The 15,352-nt window shown below is 70.8% G+C and carries 11 protein-coding genes; 5 read left to right on the top strand and 6 right to left on the bottom strand.

Going from position 1 to position 15,352, the window contains the following annotated elements; genetic code table 11:
- Positions 1-27 precede the first annotated feature (27 nt).
- Both OG594_RS33115 and OG594_RS33110 read left to right on the top strand, forming a co-directional pair.
- Complete coding sequence (locus OG594_RS33115; protein WP_007267191.1) at positions 28-690, top strand: response regulator transcription factor; 663 nt, start codon at positions 28-30, stop codon at positions 688-690.
- 161 nt (positions 691-851) lie between these two features.
- Entirely contained in the window at positions 852-2,135 is a 1,284-nt protein-coding gene (locus OG594_RS33110; RefSeq protein WP_266606062.1) for a ribonuclease D, read from the top strand.
- Positions 2,136-2,418: 283 nt separating this feature from the next.
- On the opposite strand, the gene OG594_RS33105 is transcribed toward OG594_RS33110, so the two are convergent.
- Complete coding sequence (locus OG594_RS33105; protein WP_266606061.1) at positions 2,419-3,585, bottom strand: alpha/beta fold hydrolase; 1,167 nt, start codon at positions 3,583-3,585, stop codon at positions 2,419-2,421.
- A gap of 315 nt (positions 3,586-3,900) precedes the next feature.
- Here OG594_RS33105 and OG594_RS33100 point away from each other — a divergent pair, with 315 nt between their 5' ends.
- The 3 genes from OG594_RS33100 (at position 3,901) to OG594_RS33090 (ending at position 8,391) form a co-directional block, all read left to right on the top strand.
- Positions 3,901-5,127, top strand: a complete 1,227-nt coding sequence (locus tag OG594_RS33100; protein WP_189739315.1) for an acetyl-CoA C-acyltransferase — start codon at positions 3,901-3,903, stop codon at positions 5,125-5,127.
- The gene (locus OG594_RS33095) at positions 5,124-7,262 is read left to right on the top strand and encodes a 3-hydroxyacyl-CoA dehydrogenase NAD-binding domain-containing protein (RefSeq protein WP_266606060.1); all 2,139 of its coding nucleotides are present in this window, start codon (positions 5,124-5,126) and stop codon (positions 7,260-7,262) included. The genes OG594_RS33100 and OG594_RS33095 overlap by 4 nt, the downstream gene beginning before the upstream one ends.
- 91 nt (positions 7,263-7,353) lie before the next feature.
- Positions 7,354-8,391: an LCP family protein gene (locus OG594_RS33090; RefSeq protein ID WP_266606059.1), complete on the top strand. Its 1,038-nt coding sequence runs from the start codon at positions 7,354-7,356 to the stop codon at positions 8,389-8,391.
- Positions 8,392-8,442: 51 nt separating this feature from the next.
- Here the strand turns inward: OG594_RS33090 and OG594_RS33085 are convergent, their stop codons facing one another.
- From OG594_RS33085 to OG594_RS33065, 5 genes are all read right to left on the bottom strand, one after another.
- Positions 8,443-9,327 carry a class I SAM-dependent methyltransferase gene (locus OG594_RS33085; RefSeq protein ID WP_323185364.1) on the bottom strand — a complete coding sequence of 295 codons (885 nt, stop codon included), beginning with the start codon at positions 9,325-9,327 and terminating at the stop codon, positions 8,443-8,445.
- A 30-nt stretch (positions 9,328-9,357) separates the two neighbouring features.
- Positions 9,358-10,857, bottom strand: a complete 1,500-nt coding sequence (locus OG594_RS33080) for an amino acid permease (RefSeq protein WP_266606058.1) — start codon at positions 10,855-10,857, stop codon at positions 9,358-9,360.
- A 124-nt stretch (positions 10,858-10,981) separates the two neighbouring features.
- On the bottom strand, positions 10,982-12,898 hold the full coding sequence (gene dxs / locus OG594_RS33075; protein WP_266606057.1) for a 1-deoxy-D-xylulose-5-phosphate synthase: 1,917 nt from the start codon (positions 12,896-12,898) through the stop codon (positions 10,982-10,984).
- Between the two features lie 263 nt (positions 12,899-13,161).
- Positions 13,162-14,418, bottom strand: coding sequence for a sugar ABC transporter permease (locus OG594_RS33070; RefSeq protein ID WP_266606672.1), 1,257 nt, complete (start codon positions 14,416-14,418; stop codon positions 13,162-13,164).
- A 59-nt stretch (positions 14,419-14,477) separates the two neighbouring features.
- Positions 14,478-15,266: an ATP-binding cassette domain-containing protein gene (locus OG594_RS33065; protein ID WP_030847635.1), complete on the bottom strand. Its 789-nt coding sequence runs from the start codon at positions 15,264-15,266 to the stop codon at positions 14,478-14,480.
- Positions 15,267-15,352 lie beyond the last annotated feature (86 nt).

The raw sequence follows: 15,352 nt of genomic DNA, 5'->3' as shown, positions 1-15,352 counted from the left end.
GTCCCGCCACTCCCCCAGGAGGCCTAGGTGTCCGTTCTTCTCGAGCAGCCCGCAAGCCTGGTCGCCTACCGCCCGAACAAGCCGACGGCCATGGTCGTCGTGGCCGACCCGCGCGTCCGTTCCACCGTGACCCGCCATCTGTGGGCCCTCGGAGTACGTGACGTGATCGAGGCGTCGTCCATCGCGGAGGCCCGCCCCCGCGTCGGCAGCCCGCGCGACATCTGCGTGGCCGACGTCCACCTGCCCGACGGCTCCGGTCTCACCCTGCTCTCCGAGACCCGGGCCGCCGGCTGGCCCAACGGCCTGGCCCTGTCCGCCGCCGACGACATCGGCGCCGTGCGCAACGCCCTCGCGGGCGGTGTCAAGGGCTACGTCGTCACCGGTACGCGGACCAACATCGGGCTCCCCACCCGGCCCGGCGCCGCCCCCATCGGCGCCGCCGCCGCCCGCATGCACCGCCGCCCCCCGGGTGCCCCGAGCCACCCGGGCGGCTACCGAGAGCTCTCCGGCCGCGAGGTCGAGGTCCTGCGCCTCGTCGCGGAGGGCCAGTCCAACAAGGCCATCGGCGTCTCGATGGGCCTGTCCGCCCTGACCGTCAAGTCCCACCTCGCCCGGATCGCCCGCAAGCTGGGCACCGGTGACCGCGCCGGCATGGTCGCCGTGGCGCTGCGCACCGGGATCATCCACTGACCGGGGGCCGCGGCCCCCGGATATCCGCCTCGGAAGCCGCTGCCGGGGAACCGGCCGGGAGACCCCCGGAATACCCCGGGAAAACTCCCCGCATACCGCTCGCGCCCGTCGACGGAACGTTCCGGCGACGGGCGCGTCGTATACACGGATACCCTTGACCGGTGACCGACGCCCAAGATCCCGCAGCAGACCTGCGCACCACCACCGGGGGCGGCCCCTCGGACGACGTCGTTGTTCCGCCCGGTGGGCTGCCGACTCCCTTGTTGGAGCCCCGCGAGGGGATTCCTCAGGTGGTCGCCGACGCGGACGCCCTCGCCGAAGTGGTCGCGGCCTTCGCCGCGGGCACCGGGCCCGTCGCCGTCGACGCCGAACGGGCCTCCGGATACCGCTACGGCCAGCGCGCCTATCTGGTGCAGCTGCGCCGTGAGGGTGCGGGGTCCGCACTGATCGACCCGGTGGGCTGCCCCGACCTCTCCGCACTGGGCGAGGCCCTGTCCGGCACCGAATGGATCCTGCACGCCGCCACCCAGGACCTGCCGTGCCTGCGGGAAATAGGCATGGTGCCCACCTCCCTGTTCGACACCGAGCTGGCCGGCCGCCTCGCCGGCTTCCCCCGGGTCGGACTCGGCGCGATGGTCGAGAGCGTGCTCGGCTACGCGCTGGAGAAGGGCCACTCCGCCGTCGACTGGTCCACCCGCCCGCTCCCCGAGCCGTGGCTGCGCTACGCCGCCCTGGACGTGGAGCTGCTGGTGGACCTGCGGGACGCACTGGAGAAGGAACTGGACCGCCAGGGCAAGCTCGAATGGGCCCACCAGGAGTTCGACGCCATCGCCTCCGCCCCGCCCGCCCCGCCGCGCAAGGACCCGTGGCGCCGCACGTCCGGCATGCACAAGGTGCGCCGGCGCCGTCAGATGGCGGTCGTACGGGAGCTGTGGGAGTCCCGGGACCGGATCGCGCAGCGGCGTGACGTGTCGCCGGGCAAGGTGCTGGGCGACGCCGCGATCGTCGAGGCCGCGCTCGCCCTGCCGGCCAACGTGCACACCCTGTCCGCCCTGCCCGGCTACGGGCAGCGGATGGGCCGGCGCCAGCTGGACCAGTGGATGGCGGCCGTGGACCGGGCGAAGGCCCTGCCCGAGAACGAGCTGCCGCAGCCCGGGGCGACCCCGGCCGGTCCCCCGCCGCCGCGCTCCTGGGTGGACAAGGACCCGGCGGCCGCGGCCCGGCTCTCGGCGGCCCGTACCGCCGTCTCGGCGCTGGCGGAGGCGCTGAACCTGCCGCAGGAGAACCTGATCACTCCGGACACGGTCCGTCGGCTGTGCTGGGAGCCGCCGCAGCGGCTGCACGCGGACGCGGTGTCGGAGGCCCTGGCGGGCTACGGTGCCCGGCCCTGGCAGATCGAACTGGTGACCCCGGTGCTGGTCACGGCCCTGGCCGCGACCGCCTGAACCGGCGGACCGGCAGCCGATCCCACCCGTAGGAGCCCCCGGCCCGGTGCCGGGGGCTCTCGCCGTTCACCGACCGCCGCCCGGGTTGCCCGTGCAGGACGCGTTGCCCCCGTCGGCCTTCCGTCGTAGAAGAATCCTCGGGTTTGCCCGCCGGCGCGGCAGGGGTGGCAGGGGTGGTGGGCATGACCGCGCCGATGCCGAGTGCGAGCGGGGTTGACCATCTGCGGCCGCCGGAAGGGCTCCTGCTCGCCGATCGCGGGCGGGGCCCCTCGGGCGGGTGCGGCTAGAGGGTGTCCGCGTAGGCGCCGTCCTCGTCCACGTAGAAGCTGCCCTTCTCCAGGTCGTCGACCTTGCCGTGCTTGAGCCACTGTTCGGACAGCCGGTGCAGGACCTTGGACTGGCGCTCCCAGACCATGGAGTGGCCGGCGCAGGACACCCGGAACATCAGTTTGCGGACTCCGGGGACCGCGTCGTAGAAGGCCGGGACCGAGAAGGTGGGTGAGTTCGCCGTCGCGTCGTGCTCGCCGTAGACGATCATCACCGGCACCTTGTCGCCGAGCACACCGTCGATCGGGACGGTGTCCTGGTTCCAGCCCCACCAGTAGGAGTTGCGGAACCGCAGCACGCCCTCGGGCGCCCCGGCCGTCGGGCCGCCCCAGGACTTGCCGACGGGGTCGACGGCCATGAGCTCCTTCCACACCGCGTCGACCATGCCCGCCGCCCGCTGCTTGGGGGAGCGCACCTCCTTGTCCCAAGCGCTTTCCAGACCCGTTCTGCTCGACAGGTTCATCGGGAAGCCGAACAGGGAGGCCGGGGTGGACACCGGGAAGGGCGCGACCGGTGCGCCGAAGCTCTTCGGCGGCTCGCTGGCCCGGCCGGCGGGCGGGTAGATCGGCGCGAGGAGGAGCAGGCTCTCGACCTTCCCCGGGTGCTGGATCGCGTAGGGCCCGAACACGAAGGCGGCGGCGGACTGGCCGACGAGGGCCACCTTGGTGACGCCCTTCTTCGCCTTGACGTACTCGACGACCGCGTCGACCTCTCCCCACTCGCTCTCCGAGTTGCCGAGCTCGTGCGGGTAGGGCGGGGTGCAGGTGTACGTGAGGGGGTTCGGGTCGAGGATCCCCTGGTGCTGCGGGTTGGCGTTGCAGGGCTTGTCCATCTCCGGACGCGGCGACAGGCCGGAGCCCGTGAGTTCCATGAGGAACACGTCGAATCCGGCCTTGGCCAGGTGCTGCGCCCAGCTGTACTTGCCGCCGTCGTGCTGGAGGTCGAAGGCCACGGCGGACGGGACGCTGCGCCCGTGCAGCATCAGGACGACCTTGCGCTGCGCATTGGGGCCGGACGGGGTCCCGTCGTACTCCCGTACGTGCAGCTTGACGTGCTGTCCCGCGTTGGCGGGGACCGTCGAGATGTGCGGGACCTCGTGGTCCGTGGGCGTGGTGGTGGCCATTGCTCGCATCCTCCGTCGACCGGGCCGGAGGGGACGCTCCGGCCCGGTCAGGATCGGGACTGTCCGGGGGCGGCGCCACGATCGCGGCCGGGGGCCGGGTGCACGTGACCTGAACGGGTTGGCCGGACGGGTCCGATCGGTGGGGGCGCGGGGCCCCGGCGCCGCGGCCCGAGTGTGACCTTCGCCGCTCCTCCGGGAGGGGGTGTGCACATTGGTTACCCGCAAGTAGCATGGTCGGGTGAGCGGGCGCTCAGTGACTTACCCCGAACGCCCCCGCGCGCAGCAGTGCACACCCGCACCTGGAGGAGAGCCAACGTGCCTCGTACCGTCAGGGACGTCGTCTTCGTCGACGGCGTCCGCACCCCGTTCGGCAAGGCGGGCCCGAAGGGCATCTACCACGAGACCCGCGCCGACGACCTCGTCGTGAAGGCGATCCGGGAGCTGCTGCGCCGCAACCCGGACCTGGACCCCAAGAAGATCGACGAGGTCGCCATCGCCGCGACCACGCAGATCGGTGACCAGGGCCTGACGCTGGGCCGCACGGCCGGCATTCTCGCGGGCCTGCCGCAGTCCGTCCCGGGCTACTCCATCGACCGCATGTGCGCCGGCGCGCTGACCGCCGTGACCGCCGTCGCGGGCGGCGTGGCCTTCGGTGCGTACGACGTCGCCCTCGCCGGCGGTGTCGAGCACATGGGCCGTCACCCCATGGGCGAGGGCGTGGACCCGAACCCGCGCTTCGTCTCCGAGAAGCTGGTCGACGAGTCCGCCCTGTTCATGGGCATGACCGCCGAGAACCTGCACGACCGGTACCCGACGATCACCAAGCTCCGCGCCGACGAGTACGCCGTGCGCTCGCAGGAGAAGGCCGCCAAGGCGTACGCCGACGGCAAGATCCAGCAGGACCTGGTCCCGATCTCGGTGCGCAACACCAACGAGGCGGCCGGTGAGACGGGCTGGGGCCTGGTCACCACCGACGAGCCGATGCGCCCGGGCACCACGCTGGAGAACCTGGCCGGCCTGAAGACCCCGTTCCGTACGCACGGCCGGGTCACCGCGGGCAACGCCGCCGGTCTCAACGACGGTGCCACCGCCGCGATCATCGCGTCCGAGGACTTCGCCCGGGAGAACAACCTCCCGGTCAAGATGCGCCTGGTCTCGTACTCCTTCGCGGGTGTCGAGCCCGAGGTCATGGGCTACGGCCCGATCCCGGCCACCGAGAAGGCCCTGGCCCAGGCCGGCCTGACGATCGAGGACATCGGTCTCTTCGAGATCAACGAGGCCTTCGCGGTCCAGGTCCTCGCGTTCCTGGAGCACTACGGCATCGCCGACGACGACGCCCGCGTGAACCAGTACGGCGGCGCCATCGCCTTCGGTCACCCGCTCGCCTCCTCGGGCGTGCGCCTGATGACGCAGCTGGCCCGTCAGTTCGAGGAGCAGCCGCACGTCCGCTACGGCCTGACCACCATGTGCGTCGGCTTCGGCATGGGCGCCACGGTCATCTGGGAGAACCCGAACTTCAACGCCGAGGGAGACTCCAAGTGAGCACCACCGCTGAGCTCCTGAAGGGCGCGGCCGAGCTGTTCCCGGACGAGGTCGTCACGTCCGCGCACGTCCGCCACCTGGACCTGCCGTTCGGCGCCGGGCGCTTCGCGCTCATCACGCTGGACAACGGCTTCGACCACACCAAGCCGACCACCTTCGGCCCGCAGTCGCTCGCCAACCTGAACGCGGCGATCGACCAGGTCGAGCAGGAGGCCCTCGCGGGCTCCATCGTCGGCGCGGGCATCACCGGCAAGCCGTTCATCTTCGCGGTCGGCGCCGACCTCAAGGGCGTCGAGCTGCTGAAGAAGCACGACGAGGCCCTCGCCATCGGCAAGGGCGGCCACGACGTCTTCAAGCGCCTCTCGGCGCTGGCGGTCCCGACCTTCGCGTACTACAACGGCGCGGCCATGGGCGGCGGCGTCGAGGTCGGTCTGCACTGCTCCTACCGCACCGTCTCGAAGGCCATCCCGGCCTTCTCGCTGCCCGAGGTCTTCCTCGGCCTGGTTCCCGGCTGGGGCGGCTGCGCCATCCTGCCGAACCTGATCGGCGCCGAGCGCGCGGTCTCGGTGATCATCGAGAACTCGCTCAACCAGAACAAGCAGCTGCGCGGCAAGCAGGTCTTCGACCTGGGCATCGCCGACGCGCTGTTCGAGGGCGCGGACTTCCTGGAGCAGTCGCTCCTGTGGACCGCGAACGTCCTGAACGGCACCACCGAGGTCGTCCGCGACGAGATCGACCGCGGTGAGGCCTGGGACGCGGCCGTCGCCAAGGGCCGCGCCATCGCGGACTCCAAGGTGCACGGCGCCGCTCCGGCCGCCTACCGTGCCCTGGACATCATCGCCGCGGCCAAGTCCGGCGACCTCCAGGCCGGCTTCGACGCCGAGGACACGGCGCTGGCCGACCTCATCATGGGCGGCGAGCTGCGCTCGGGCATCTACGCCTTCAACCTGGTCCAGAAGCGCGCCAAGCGCCCGGCCGGTGCCCCGGACAAGTCCCTGGCCCGTCCGGTCACCAAGGTCGGCGTCGTCGGCGCGGGCCTGATGGCCTCGCAGCTGGCGCTGCTCTTCCTGCGCCGCCTGGAGGTGCCGGTGGTCCTCACCGACATCGACCAGGAGCGCGTGGACAAGGGCGTGGGCTACGTCCACGCCGAGATCCAGAAGCTGCTCGGCAAGGGCCGCATCAACCAGGACAAGGCCAACCGCCTGACCGCCCTGGTGACCGGCGTCCTGGACAAGGCCGAGGGCTTCGCGGACGCGGACTTCATCATCGAGGCCGTGTTCGAGGAGATGTCCGTCAAGCAGAAGGTGTTCGCGGAGGTCGAGGCGGTCGCCCCGGCGCACGCGATCCTCGCCACCAACACCTCCTCGCTGTCGGTGTCGGAGATGGCGTCCAAGCTCCAGCACCCGGAGCGCGTGGTCGGCTTCCACTTCTTCAACCCGGTCGCGATCCTCCCGCTGCTGGAGATCGTCCGCGGTGAGCAGACCGACGACGCCTCGCTGGCCACGGCCTTCGGCGTCGCCAAGAAGCTGAAGAAGACCGCGGTCCTCACCAAGGACGCCCCGGCGTTCGTCGTGAACCGCATCCTGACCCGCTTCATGGGCGAGATCCAGAACGTCATCGACGAGGGCACCCCGGTCGTCACGGCGGAGAAGGCCATCGAGCCGCTCGGCCTGCCGATGTCCCCGCTGGTGCTGCTGGAGCTCGTGGGTCCGGCGATCGGCCTGCACGTCTCCGAGACCCTGAACCGCGCCTTCCCGGAGCGCTTCACCGTCTCGCCGAACCTCAAGCGGGTCGTCGAGGCCGGCAAGCGCGGCTTCTACGTCTACACCGCGGAGAACGGCTTCAAGCCGGAGCTGGACCCCGAGGTCGCCGCTCTCCTGGTGCAGGGCGACGTCGTCCTGACGGAGGAGCAGGTCCGCGACCGCGTCCTGGACGCGGTGGCGCAGGAGATCGGCCTGATGCTGGAGGAGGGTGTCGTGGCCGAGGCCCAGGACATCGACCTCTGCCTGATCACGGGCGCCGGCTGGCCCTTCCACCTGGGCGGCGTGACGCCGTACCTGGACCGTGAAGGCGTCTCGGAGCGCGTGAACGGCAAGAAGTTCCTCGCCCCCGGCGTCGCGAGCATCCCGGCCTAGTCCGGGTCTCAAAGGGTCGTTCGACGGCTCGGCCCGCCCCTTCCGGGGGGCGGGCCATCGCCGTTCGAATACCTGTCTAAGATTCACCCCCATGACGGAAAAGCACGCGCGGCCCAGACGCCGCCGCCGCATTCTGCGGATCACCCTGCTGCTGGTCGCCGTGCTGATCCTGGGCACGGCCGGGGCCGGCTGGTGGACGTACAGCCACCTCAACTCCAACATCGACAGCGTCGACCTGGACCAGGCGATCGGCGACAACCGGCCCGCGAAGGTCGTCGCGAACGCCCAGAACATCCTGGTGCTCGGCTCCGACTCGCGCGCCGGGGCCAACGGCGATCTCGACCACGGCGATGTCAGCGGTGCCCGCTCGGACACCGCGATGCTGGTGCACATACCCGAGGGCCGGGCCAAGGCGACCGCGGTGAGCATCCCCCGCGACACCCTGGTCACCCGGCCCGAGTGCAAGGACGGCAAGGGCAAGACGCTGCCGGCCGCGAAGCGGGTCATGTTCAACTCGGTCTACTCGCTCGCCGGACCGGCCTGTGTGGTCAACACGGTGGAGCAGCTGTCCGGCGTCCGCGTGGACCACTTCGTCGAGGTCGACTTCGCCGGCTTCAAGGGCCTGGTCGACGCGCTGGGCGGGGTCACCGTCACCCTGGACAAGCCGATGAGCGGGGCCAAGGGCGGTTTGAAGCTCGACGCGGGCACGCACCGGCTGGACGGCACCGACTCGCTGAAGTTCGTCCGTACCCGCTACGGCTACGGCGACGGCAGCGACCTCGGACGCATAGGCCTCCAGCAGCAGTTCATGCTGGCGATGCTCTCCGAGATCAAGAAGCAGGACGCCCTCGGCAACCCGGCGCGCCTCTACAAGCTCGCGGACGCCGGCACCAAGTCGCTGACCACCGACTCCGACCTCGGCTCGCTCACCGCGCTCGCCGACTTCGCGCAGAGCATGAAGGGCGTGAACCCGGAGACGATGGAGACGATCATGCTGCCGGTCGCCTACGACAAGGTGGACCCCAACCGCGTGATCGTGGCCGAGCCGCAGGCGACGCAGCTGTGGGACGCCATCCGCAAGGACCAGCCGGTCCCGGCTTCGGCGAAGAACTCCCCCGCCAAGGGCTGAGCAGCTCAAGGGGCCCGGGCCCGCGTCCGCCGCCCGGGCCGCGGCCCGTCCTCACCCGGCGCGCCGCCCCCGCACCGCCCAGGCCCGGGCGGTGAGCTCGACGGATCCGCCCGGCCCGCACGGGAGCGCCGCGCGGAGCGCGTCCCGCACCCTCTCCCGGTCCGCCGCGGACAGGGTGGCCAGGTATCCGGGGGCCGGGCCCTGCCCCGTCAGGAACGGTTCCCACAGGTCCGCGAAGTCGGCGAACACCGTGGGCACCTCGATCGGGGCGACCGACACCTCGCCGAGTCCCGCCTGCGTCCACAGCGCGCCCAGCGCGTCCGGACGGCACAGGGGGAAGCGCCGGCGCTCGTCCAGCGCGGCCGCGGACGGGTCCGCGTCGACGGCCGCGCCCCAGAAGAGCCGCAGGAGGTCCATGCCTCCCGCGTAGTCCCACACGTACGCCGCGACCAGGCCGCCCGCGCGGACCGTGCGGACCATCTCGGCGACGGCCGCGGCGGGCGGCGCGAGGAAGTTCAGGGTCAGGCCGCTGACCACCGCGTCGCACGCCCCGTCGCGCACCGGCAGGTCCCTCGCGTCCGCCACGACGACGTGGGTCCCGGCCGTGGCCGCGGCCCGCGCCCAGCCGGCGTACCCCGGTGACCGGTCGATCGCCAGGACCTCGAGGGGACGGCACCGGGCGGCCACCGCGGCCGACAGCCCGCCGGTGCCGCATCCGACGTCGAGCCACCGCAGCCGCTGCGGGCGGCCGAGCCAGTACGTGAACCGCTCCGCGACGGGGCGGCTCCACCGGCCCATGTACCGCTCGTAGCCGGCACCGGCCGTCCACACGTCGAACCGGTGCTCCTCCCCGTGCGCCATGACCGTCCCCGGGGTCCGGGACCCGCCGCCGGCCGCGGACCGGCGCGGGTCGTACGGGTGGCCCGTACGACCCACGCCGGTCCGCCGCGGCGGACGGGTCGGCGGCTAGAACTCCGCGTCCTGGCCGACCTTGTGCAGGCGGCTGCTGCGGTAGCCGTAGGCGAAGTAGACGATGATGCCGACGGCCATCCAGATGCCGAAGCGCAGCCAGGTCTCGGCCGGCAGGTTGAGCATCAGCCAGAACGAGGCCGCGATCGACAGGATCGGGACGAACGGCACCCACGGGGTGCGGAAGGCCCGGTGCAGGTCGGGGCGGCTCTTGCGGAGGATGATCACGCCGAGGGCGACCACCACGAAGGCGAACAGGGTGCCGATGTTCACCAGTTCCGCGAGGGTCTCCAGGCTGGTGAAACCCGCGACGACCGCGATGACCCCGCCGAGCAGCAGGGTCGCCCGGTAGGGGGTGCGGTACTTCGGGTGCGTCACGGAGAAGACCCGCGGCAGCAGTCCGTCACGGCTCATCGCGAAGAACACGCGGGTCTGGCCGAGCAGCAGGATCATGCACACGGTGATCAGACCGACGGCCGCGCCGAGGCTGATGGCACCCGAGAAGAACGGCTGGTTCACCGATTTGAAGGCTTCGGCGAGCGGCGCGGTCGGGGACATCTCCGAGTACTTCTGCATGCCGGTGACCACCAGGGTCACGGCGACGTAGAGCACGGTGCAGATCAGCAGCGAGCCGAGGATGCCGCGCGGCATGTCCCGCTGGGGATTCTTGGTCTCCTCGGCCGCCGTCGCCACCACATCGAAACCGATGAAGGCGAAGAAGATGAGCGAGGCCGCCGTGAAGATGCCCATGACACCGAAGTTCGTGGGCTCGTAGCCGAAGAGCAACTGGACCAGGGGCGAGTGCCAGCCGCTGACGCCCTCGGCCTGTGGCTGGGCCGGCGGGATGAACGGCGAGTAGTTGTCGGCCTTGATGAAGAACAGGCCCGCGACGATGACCAGCAGGACGACCGTCACCTTGATGGCGACGACGACCGCGGTGATGCGGGCCGAGAGCTTCGTACCGACGACCAGGATCCATGTCAGCGCCAGGACCAGCAGGAACGCCAGCAGGTCGAAGTGGCCGCCGGCATCGGGGCCGGACAAGGACGTCGGCAGGGTCCAGCCGAGGTTGGTGTCCATGAGGTGGCGGACGTACCCGGACCAGCCGACCGCGACCACCGCCGTGCCGAGTGCGAATTCCAGTACCAGGTCCCAGCCGATGATCCAGGCTGGCAGCTCACCGATCGAGGCGTACGAGAACGTGTACGCCGACCCGGCCACCGGGACGGTGGACGCGAACTCGGCGTAGCAGAGCGCCGCCAGGGCGCAGACGATGCCCGCGGCCACGAAGGCCAGGGCGGTGGCGGGACCGGCGTTGTTCCGGGCGGCGATGCCCGTGAGGACGAAGATGCCGGTGCCGATGATGACGCCCACACCGAAGACCGTGAGGTCCCAGGCGGAAAGCGACTTCCGGAGCGCGTGTTCCGGCTCCTCCGTGTCGCGGATGGACTGCTCCACCGTCTTGGTACGGAATGGGCTGTTCAGATCCTTGCTCACCGACGCCTCCGAGAGGTGACGACGCACGAACGGGCCGGGAGGCCCACTCTTCCAGAGTGATCTCCCGGCCCGTGACGTGCAACCGCGCGTCGATCTACGAGCGGCGCGCGTGGCGAGATCCGGACTAGTCGACGGCGGCGGCCGGCTCGCTCTCGTAGCGGCCGTCCAGCTTCGCGACGAGGCCGGTGACCTGCCGGGCGATGTCCGGCGCGGTCAGGCCGATCTCGGCCATGATCTCCTTGCGGAGGGCGTGGTCGAGGAAGCGCTGCGGGATGCCGAAGTCGCGCAGCGGTACGTCGACGCCCGCGTCCCGCAGGGCCTGCGAGACGGCGGCGCCCACACCGCCGGTACGGCCGTTGTCCTCGACGGTGACGACCACGCGGTGCCGGTCCGCGAGCGGGGCCAGGGCCTCGTCCACGGGCTTGACCCAGCGGGGGTCGACCACGGTCGTGGAGATGCCCTGCTTGTCCAGCAGGTCGGCGATCTCCAGGCACATCGGGGCGAGCGCACCGACCGAGACGAGCAGTACGTCCGGACGGGTGACCTCGGCGCGCGGGGCGCGCAGCACGTCCATGCCGCCGATCTTGCCGACGGCCGGGACGGCCGGGCCGACGACGCCCTTGGAGAAGCGCACCACGGTCGGCGCGTCCTTGACCTCGACGGCCTCGCGCAGCTGGGCGCGCAGCTGCTCGGCGTCGCGCGGAGCGGCGAGCCGCAGGCCCGGGACGACCTGGAGGATGGACATGTCCCACATGCCGTTGTGGGAGGCGCCGTCGGTGCCGGTGATACCGGCGCGGTCCAGGACGAAGGTGACCCCGCACTTGTGCAGGGCCACGTCCATCAGGACCTGGTCGAAGGCGCGGTTGAGGAAGGTGGCGTACACCGCGAAGACCGGGTGGGCGCCGCCGGTGGCGAGGCCCGCCGCCGAGGTGGCGCCGTGCTGCTCGGCGATGCCGACGTCGTAGATGCGGTCCGGGAAGGCGTCCGCGAACTTCTTCAGGCCGACCGGCTGGAGCATGGCCGCGGTGATGCCGACGATGTCCTTGCGCTCCTGGCCGAGCTTGACCATCTCGTCGGCGAAGACGGAGGTCCAGCTGGCGGCGTCGGTGCTGACCGGCAGGCCGGTGTCCGGGTGGATCACGCCGACCGCGTGGAAGCGGTCCGCCTCGTGCTCCAGGGCCGGGGTGTAGCCGCGGCCCTTCTGGGTGAGGCAGTGCACGATGACCGGGCCGCTGAAGCGCTTGGCGCGCTGCAGGGCGGACTCCAGGGCCTCGATGTCGTGGCCGTCGATGGGCCCGATGTACTTGAGCCCGAGGTCCTCGAACATGCCCTGCGGGGCGATGAAGTCCTTGAGGCCCTTCTTGGCGCCGTGCAGGGTCTCGAAGAGCGGCTTCCCGACGACCGGGGTGCGCTCCAGGATCTCCTTGCCGCGGGCCAGGAAGCGCTCGTAGCCGTCCGTGGTGCGCAGGGTCGCCAGGTGGTTCGCGAGGCCGCCGATGGTGGGGCCGTAGGAGCGCTCGTTGTCGTTGACGACGATGACCAGCGGGCGGTCCTTGGCGGCGGCGATGTTGTTCAGCGCCTCCCAGGCCATGCCCCCGGTCAGCGCGCCGTCGCCGATGACGGCGGCGACGTGGTGGTCCTCGCGGCCCAGCACCTCGTTGGCCTTGGCGAGGCCGTCGGCCCAGCCGAGCACGGTGGAGGCGTGCGAGTTCTCGATCACGTCGTGGTCGGACTCGGCGCGCGAGGGGTAGCCGGACAGGCCTCCCTTGGAGCGCAGGTTGCCGAAGTCCTGGCGGCCCGTGAGCAGCTTGTGGACGTAGGCCTGGTGGCCGGTGTCGAAGAGGACCTTGTCCTTGGGCGATTCGAAGACCCGGTGCAGGGCGATCGTCAGTTCGACCACGCCGAGGTTGGGGCCGAGGTGCCCGCCGGTCTTGGAGACGGCGTCGACGAGGAAGGACCTGATCTCTGCCGCGAGCTGGTCGAGCTCCTCCTGGCTGAGCCGGTCCAGATCGCGCGGTCCCTTGATGCGGGTCAGCAGCACCCGTGCCTCCTTGCAGTTGCTTGCTGGTCTGTCGAGTCTAATGTTCCGTCCCCGGCCGCGGTCATCGGGCCGTCCCGGGGGCGTCACACCTTTGTCATACATGTACGCACGGCCTGACGGCCACACATCACATACGGGCGTATACCCGTACATGAGTACCCCGTACATGCACGCACGGATGCCCGGCGCCACGAGAAGTGGCGCCGGGCACTGTGACCGGTCTTACCGCCGGAGGTGAGTCCGGCGCGGGGTCGGGCGCGCGATCAGGCGCGTCCGGCCGTCTTCTGGGTCTTGCGCGTCACCGAGTCGATCACCACGGTAGCCAGCAGCACCGCGCCGGTGATCATGTACTGGATCGGCGTCGCAATGCCTTCCAGAGCCAGACCGTACTGGATCGAGACGATGACCATGACGCCGAGGAGGGCGTTCCAGGTACGGCCCCGGCCACCGAAGAGGCTGGTGCCGCCGATGACGGCCGCGGCGATCACGTTCATCAGCAGGTCGCCGGCGCCGGCGCTCTGGTTGGCCGCCGCGATCTTGGAGGCCCAGAACAGGCCGCCGATCGCCGCGAAGGTGCTGGAGATCGCGAAGACCGTGATCCGGATCCGGGTCACGTTGATGCCCGCACGGCGGGAGGCCTCGACGCTGCCGCCCAGTGCGAAAACGTTTCGCCCGAAGGTCGTGCGGCGCAGCAGGAAGTCCGTGACGACCAGGGCCAGCAGGAAGAGCACCACCGCGAGCGGCAGGCCCTTGTACTGGTTGAACAGCACGGCGGGGCCGAAGGTGCACAGCGCGAGCAGGCCGATGCGCAGCAGGATCTCGACGAGCGGCCGGGAGGGCATCCCGGCGGCCTCGCGGCGCCTCGCGTCGAGGAAGGCCGCAATGAAGTAGCCGGCCACCGCGAGTGCGGCCAGACCGTAGGCGACGGCCACCTCCGAGAAGAAGTACGTGGTCAGCTGGCCGACCACGCCGTCGGAGTCGATGTTGATCGTGCCGTTGCTGCCGAGGATCTGCAGCATCGCGCCGAGCCAGAAGAGCAGGCCCGACAGGGTGACGGCGAAGGCCGGGGCACCGACCTTGGCGAAGAAGAAGCCGTGGATGGAGCCGATCAGGGCGCCTCCGACGATGGCCGCGAGGATGGCCAGCCATTCGTTCACGCCGTGGGTGACGGCGAGTACGGCGACGATCGCACCCGAGACACCGCTGACCGAGCCGACCGAGAGGTCGATCTCACCGAGGAGCAGCACGAAGATGATGCCGATGGCGATCATGCCCGTGCCGGTCATCGTGATCGCGATGTTGGTGAGGTTCTCCGGGGAGAGGAAGTTCGAGTTCAGCCCCTGGAAGATGGACCAGATCACGATCAGGCCGATGACGACCGGGAGGGAGCCCAGGTCGCCGGCCTTCATCTTGCGCTTGAACTCGCCCCAGTAGCCGGCGAGCCCCTCCTCCCTGACGAGCAGGCGGGGGTCCACGGCCGGGATCGCGTCGTGCGCGGCCGCCGGGTTGACCGGGTCGATGTGCTCCTGCTGGTCGACGGAGCCCTTGTCCAGTGGACCGGTGGCAGGGTTCTGGGTGCTCACTTGCCGGCCTCCGAGGTGCGGGCCGCCCGGCGGGTCACGGCGTTGTCCGTGGCACCGGTGATGGCGGAGATGATCTCTTCCTGCGAGGTGTCGGCGACGTTGAAGACACCGTTGTTGCGGCCCAGCCGCAGGACCGCCACCTTGTCGGCGACGGCCTTCACATCGGCCATGTTGTGGCTGATGAGGATGACGGCGTGGCCGCGCTCGCGCAGCCGCTCCACCAGGTCGAGGACCTGTGCGGTCTGCTCGACGCCGAGGGCGGCGGTGGGCTCGTCGAGGATGACGAGCTGGGGCTCGCCCAGCATGGAGCGGGCGATCGCCACGGTCTGACGCTGACCGCCCGACAGCGAGGCGATGGGGATCCGGACACTGGGGATCCGGATGGACAGGGTGGTCAGGAGCTCGCGGGCGCGCCGCTCCATCTCCACCTCGTCGAGGACGCCGAACTTCTTGAGCTCTCGGCCGAGGAAGAGGTTGCCGACGACGTCGATGTTGTCGCACAGCGCCAGGTCCTGGTAGACCGTCGCGATGCCCAGGTTCTGGGCGTCGTGGGGCTTGCCGATGGAAACCGGGCGCCCCTCCCACTCGATGACACCTTCATCGATGGGGTGCACGCCGGCGATCGTCTTGACCAGCGTGGACTTTCCGGCACCGTTGTCGCCGACGAGGGCGACCACTTCACCGGAGTGGATCTCGAGTTCTACGTCGGTGAGGGCCTGAACGGCGCCGAACCGCTTCGAGACCCCTCGCAACGCCAGCACGGGCGCAGCGGACACATGAACCATCTCCTTCGCCGCCTGACCGGCGGGGATGTCGTGCAAAAGAGCAGGAGCGGGACGAATGGGGGAGGAACGTTTCTGCCCGGCGCCCC

Source organism: Streptomyces sp. NBC_01214, from assembly GCF_026340975.1.
Lineage (GTDB): Bacteria > Actinomycetota > Actinomycetes > Streptomycetales > Streptomycetaceae > Streptomyces.
This window is presented reverse-complemented; position numbering and strand designations above follow the sequence as displayed.

What these genes read in the sequence shown, in the direction of transcription:
- OG594_RS33105 (WP_266606061.1), bottom strand. Translation starts at nt 3,585, where the DNA reads ATGGCCACCACCACGCCCACGGACCACGAGGTCCCGCACATCTCGACG.
- OG594_RS33090 (WP_266606059.1), top strand. Translation starts at nt 7,354, where the DNA reads ATGACGGAAAAGCACGCGCGGCCCAGACGCCGCCGCCGCATTCTGCGG.
- OG594_RS33065 (WP_030847635.1), bottom strand. Translation starts at nt 15,266, where the DNA reads ATGGTTCATGTGTCCGCTGCGCCCGTGCTGGCGTTGCGAGGGGTCTCG.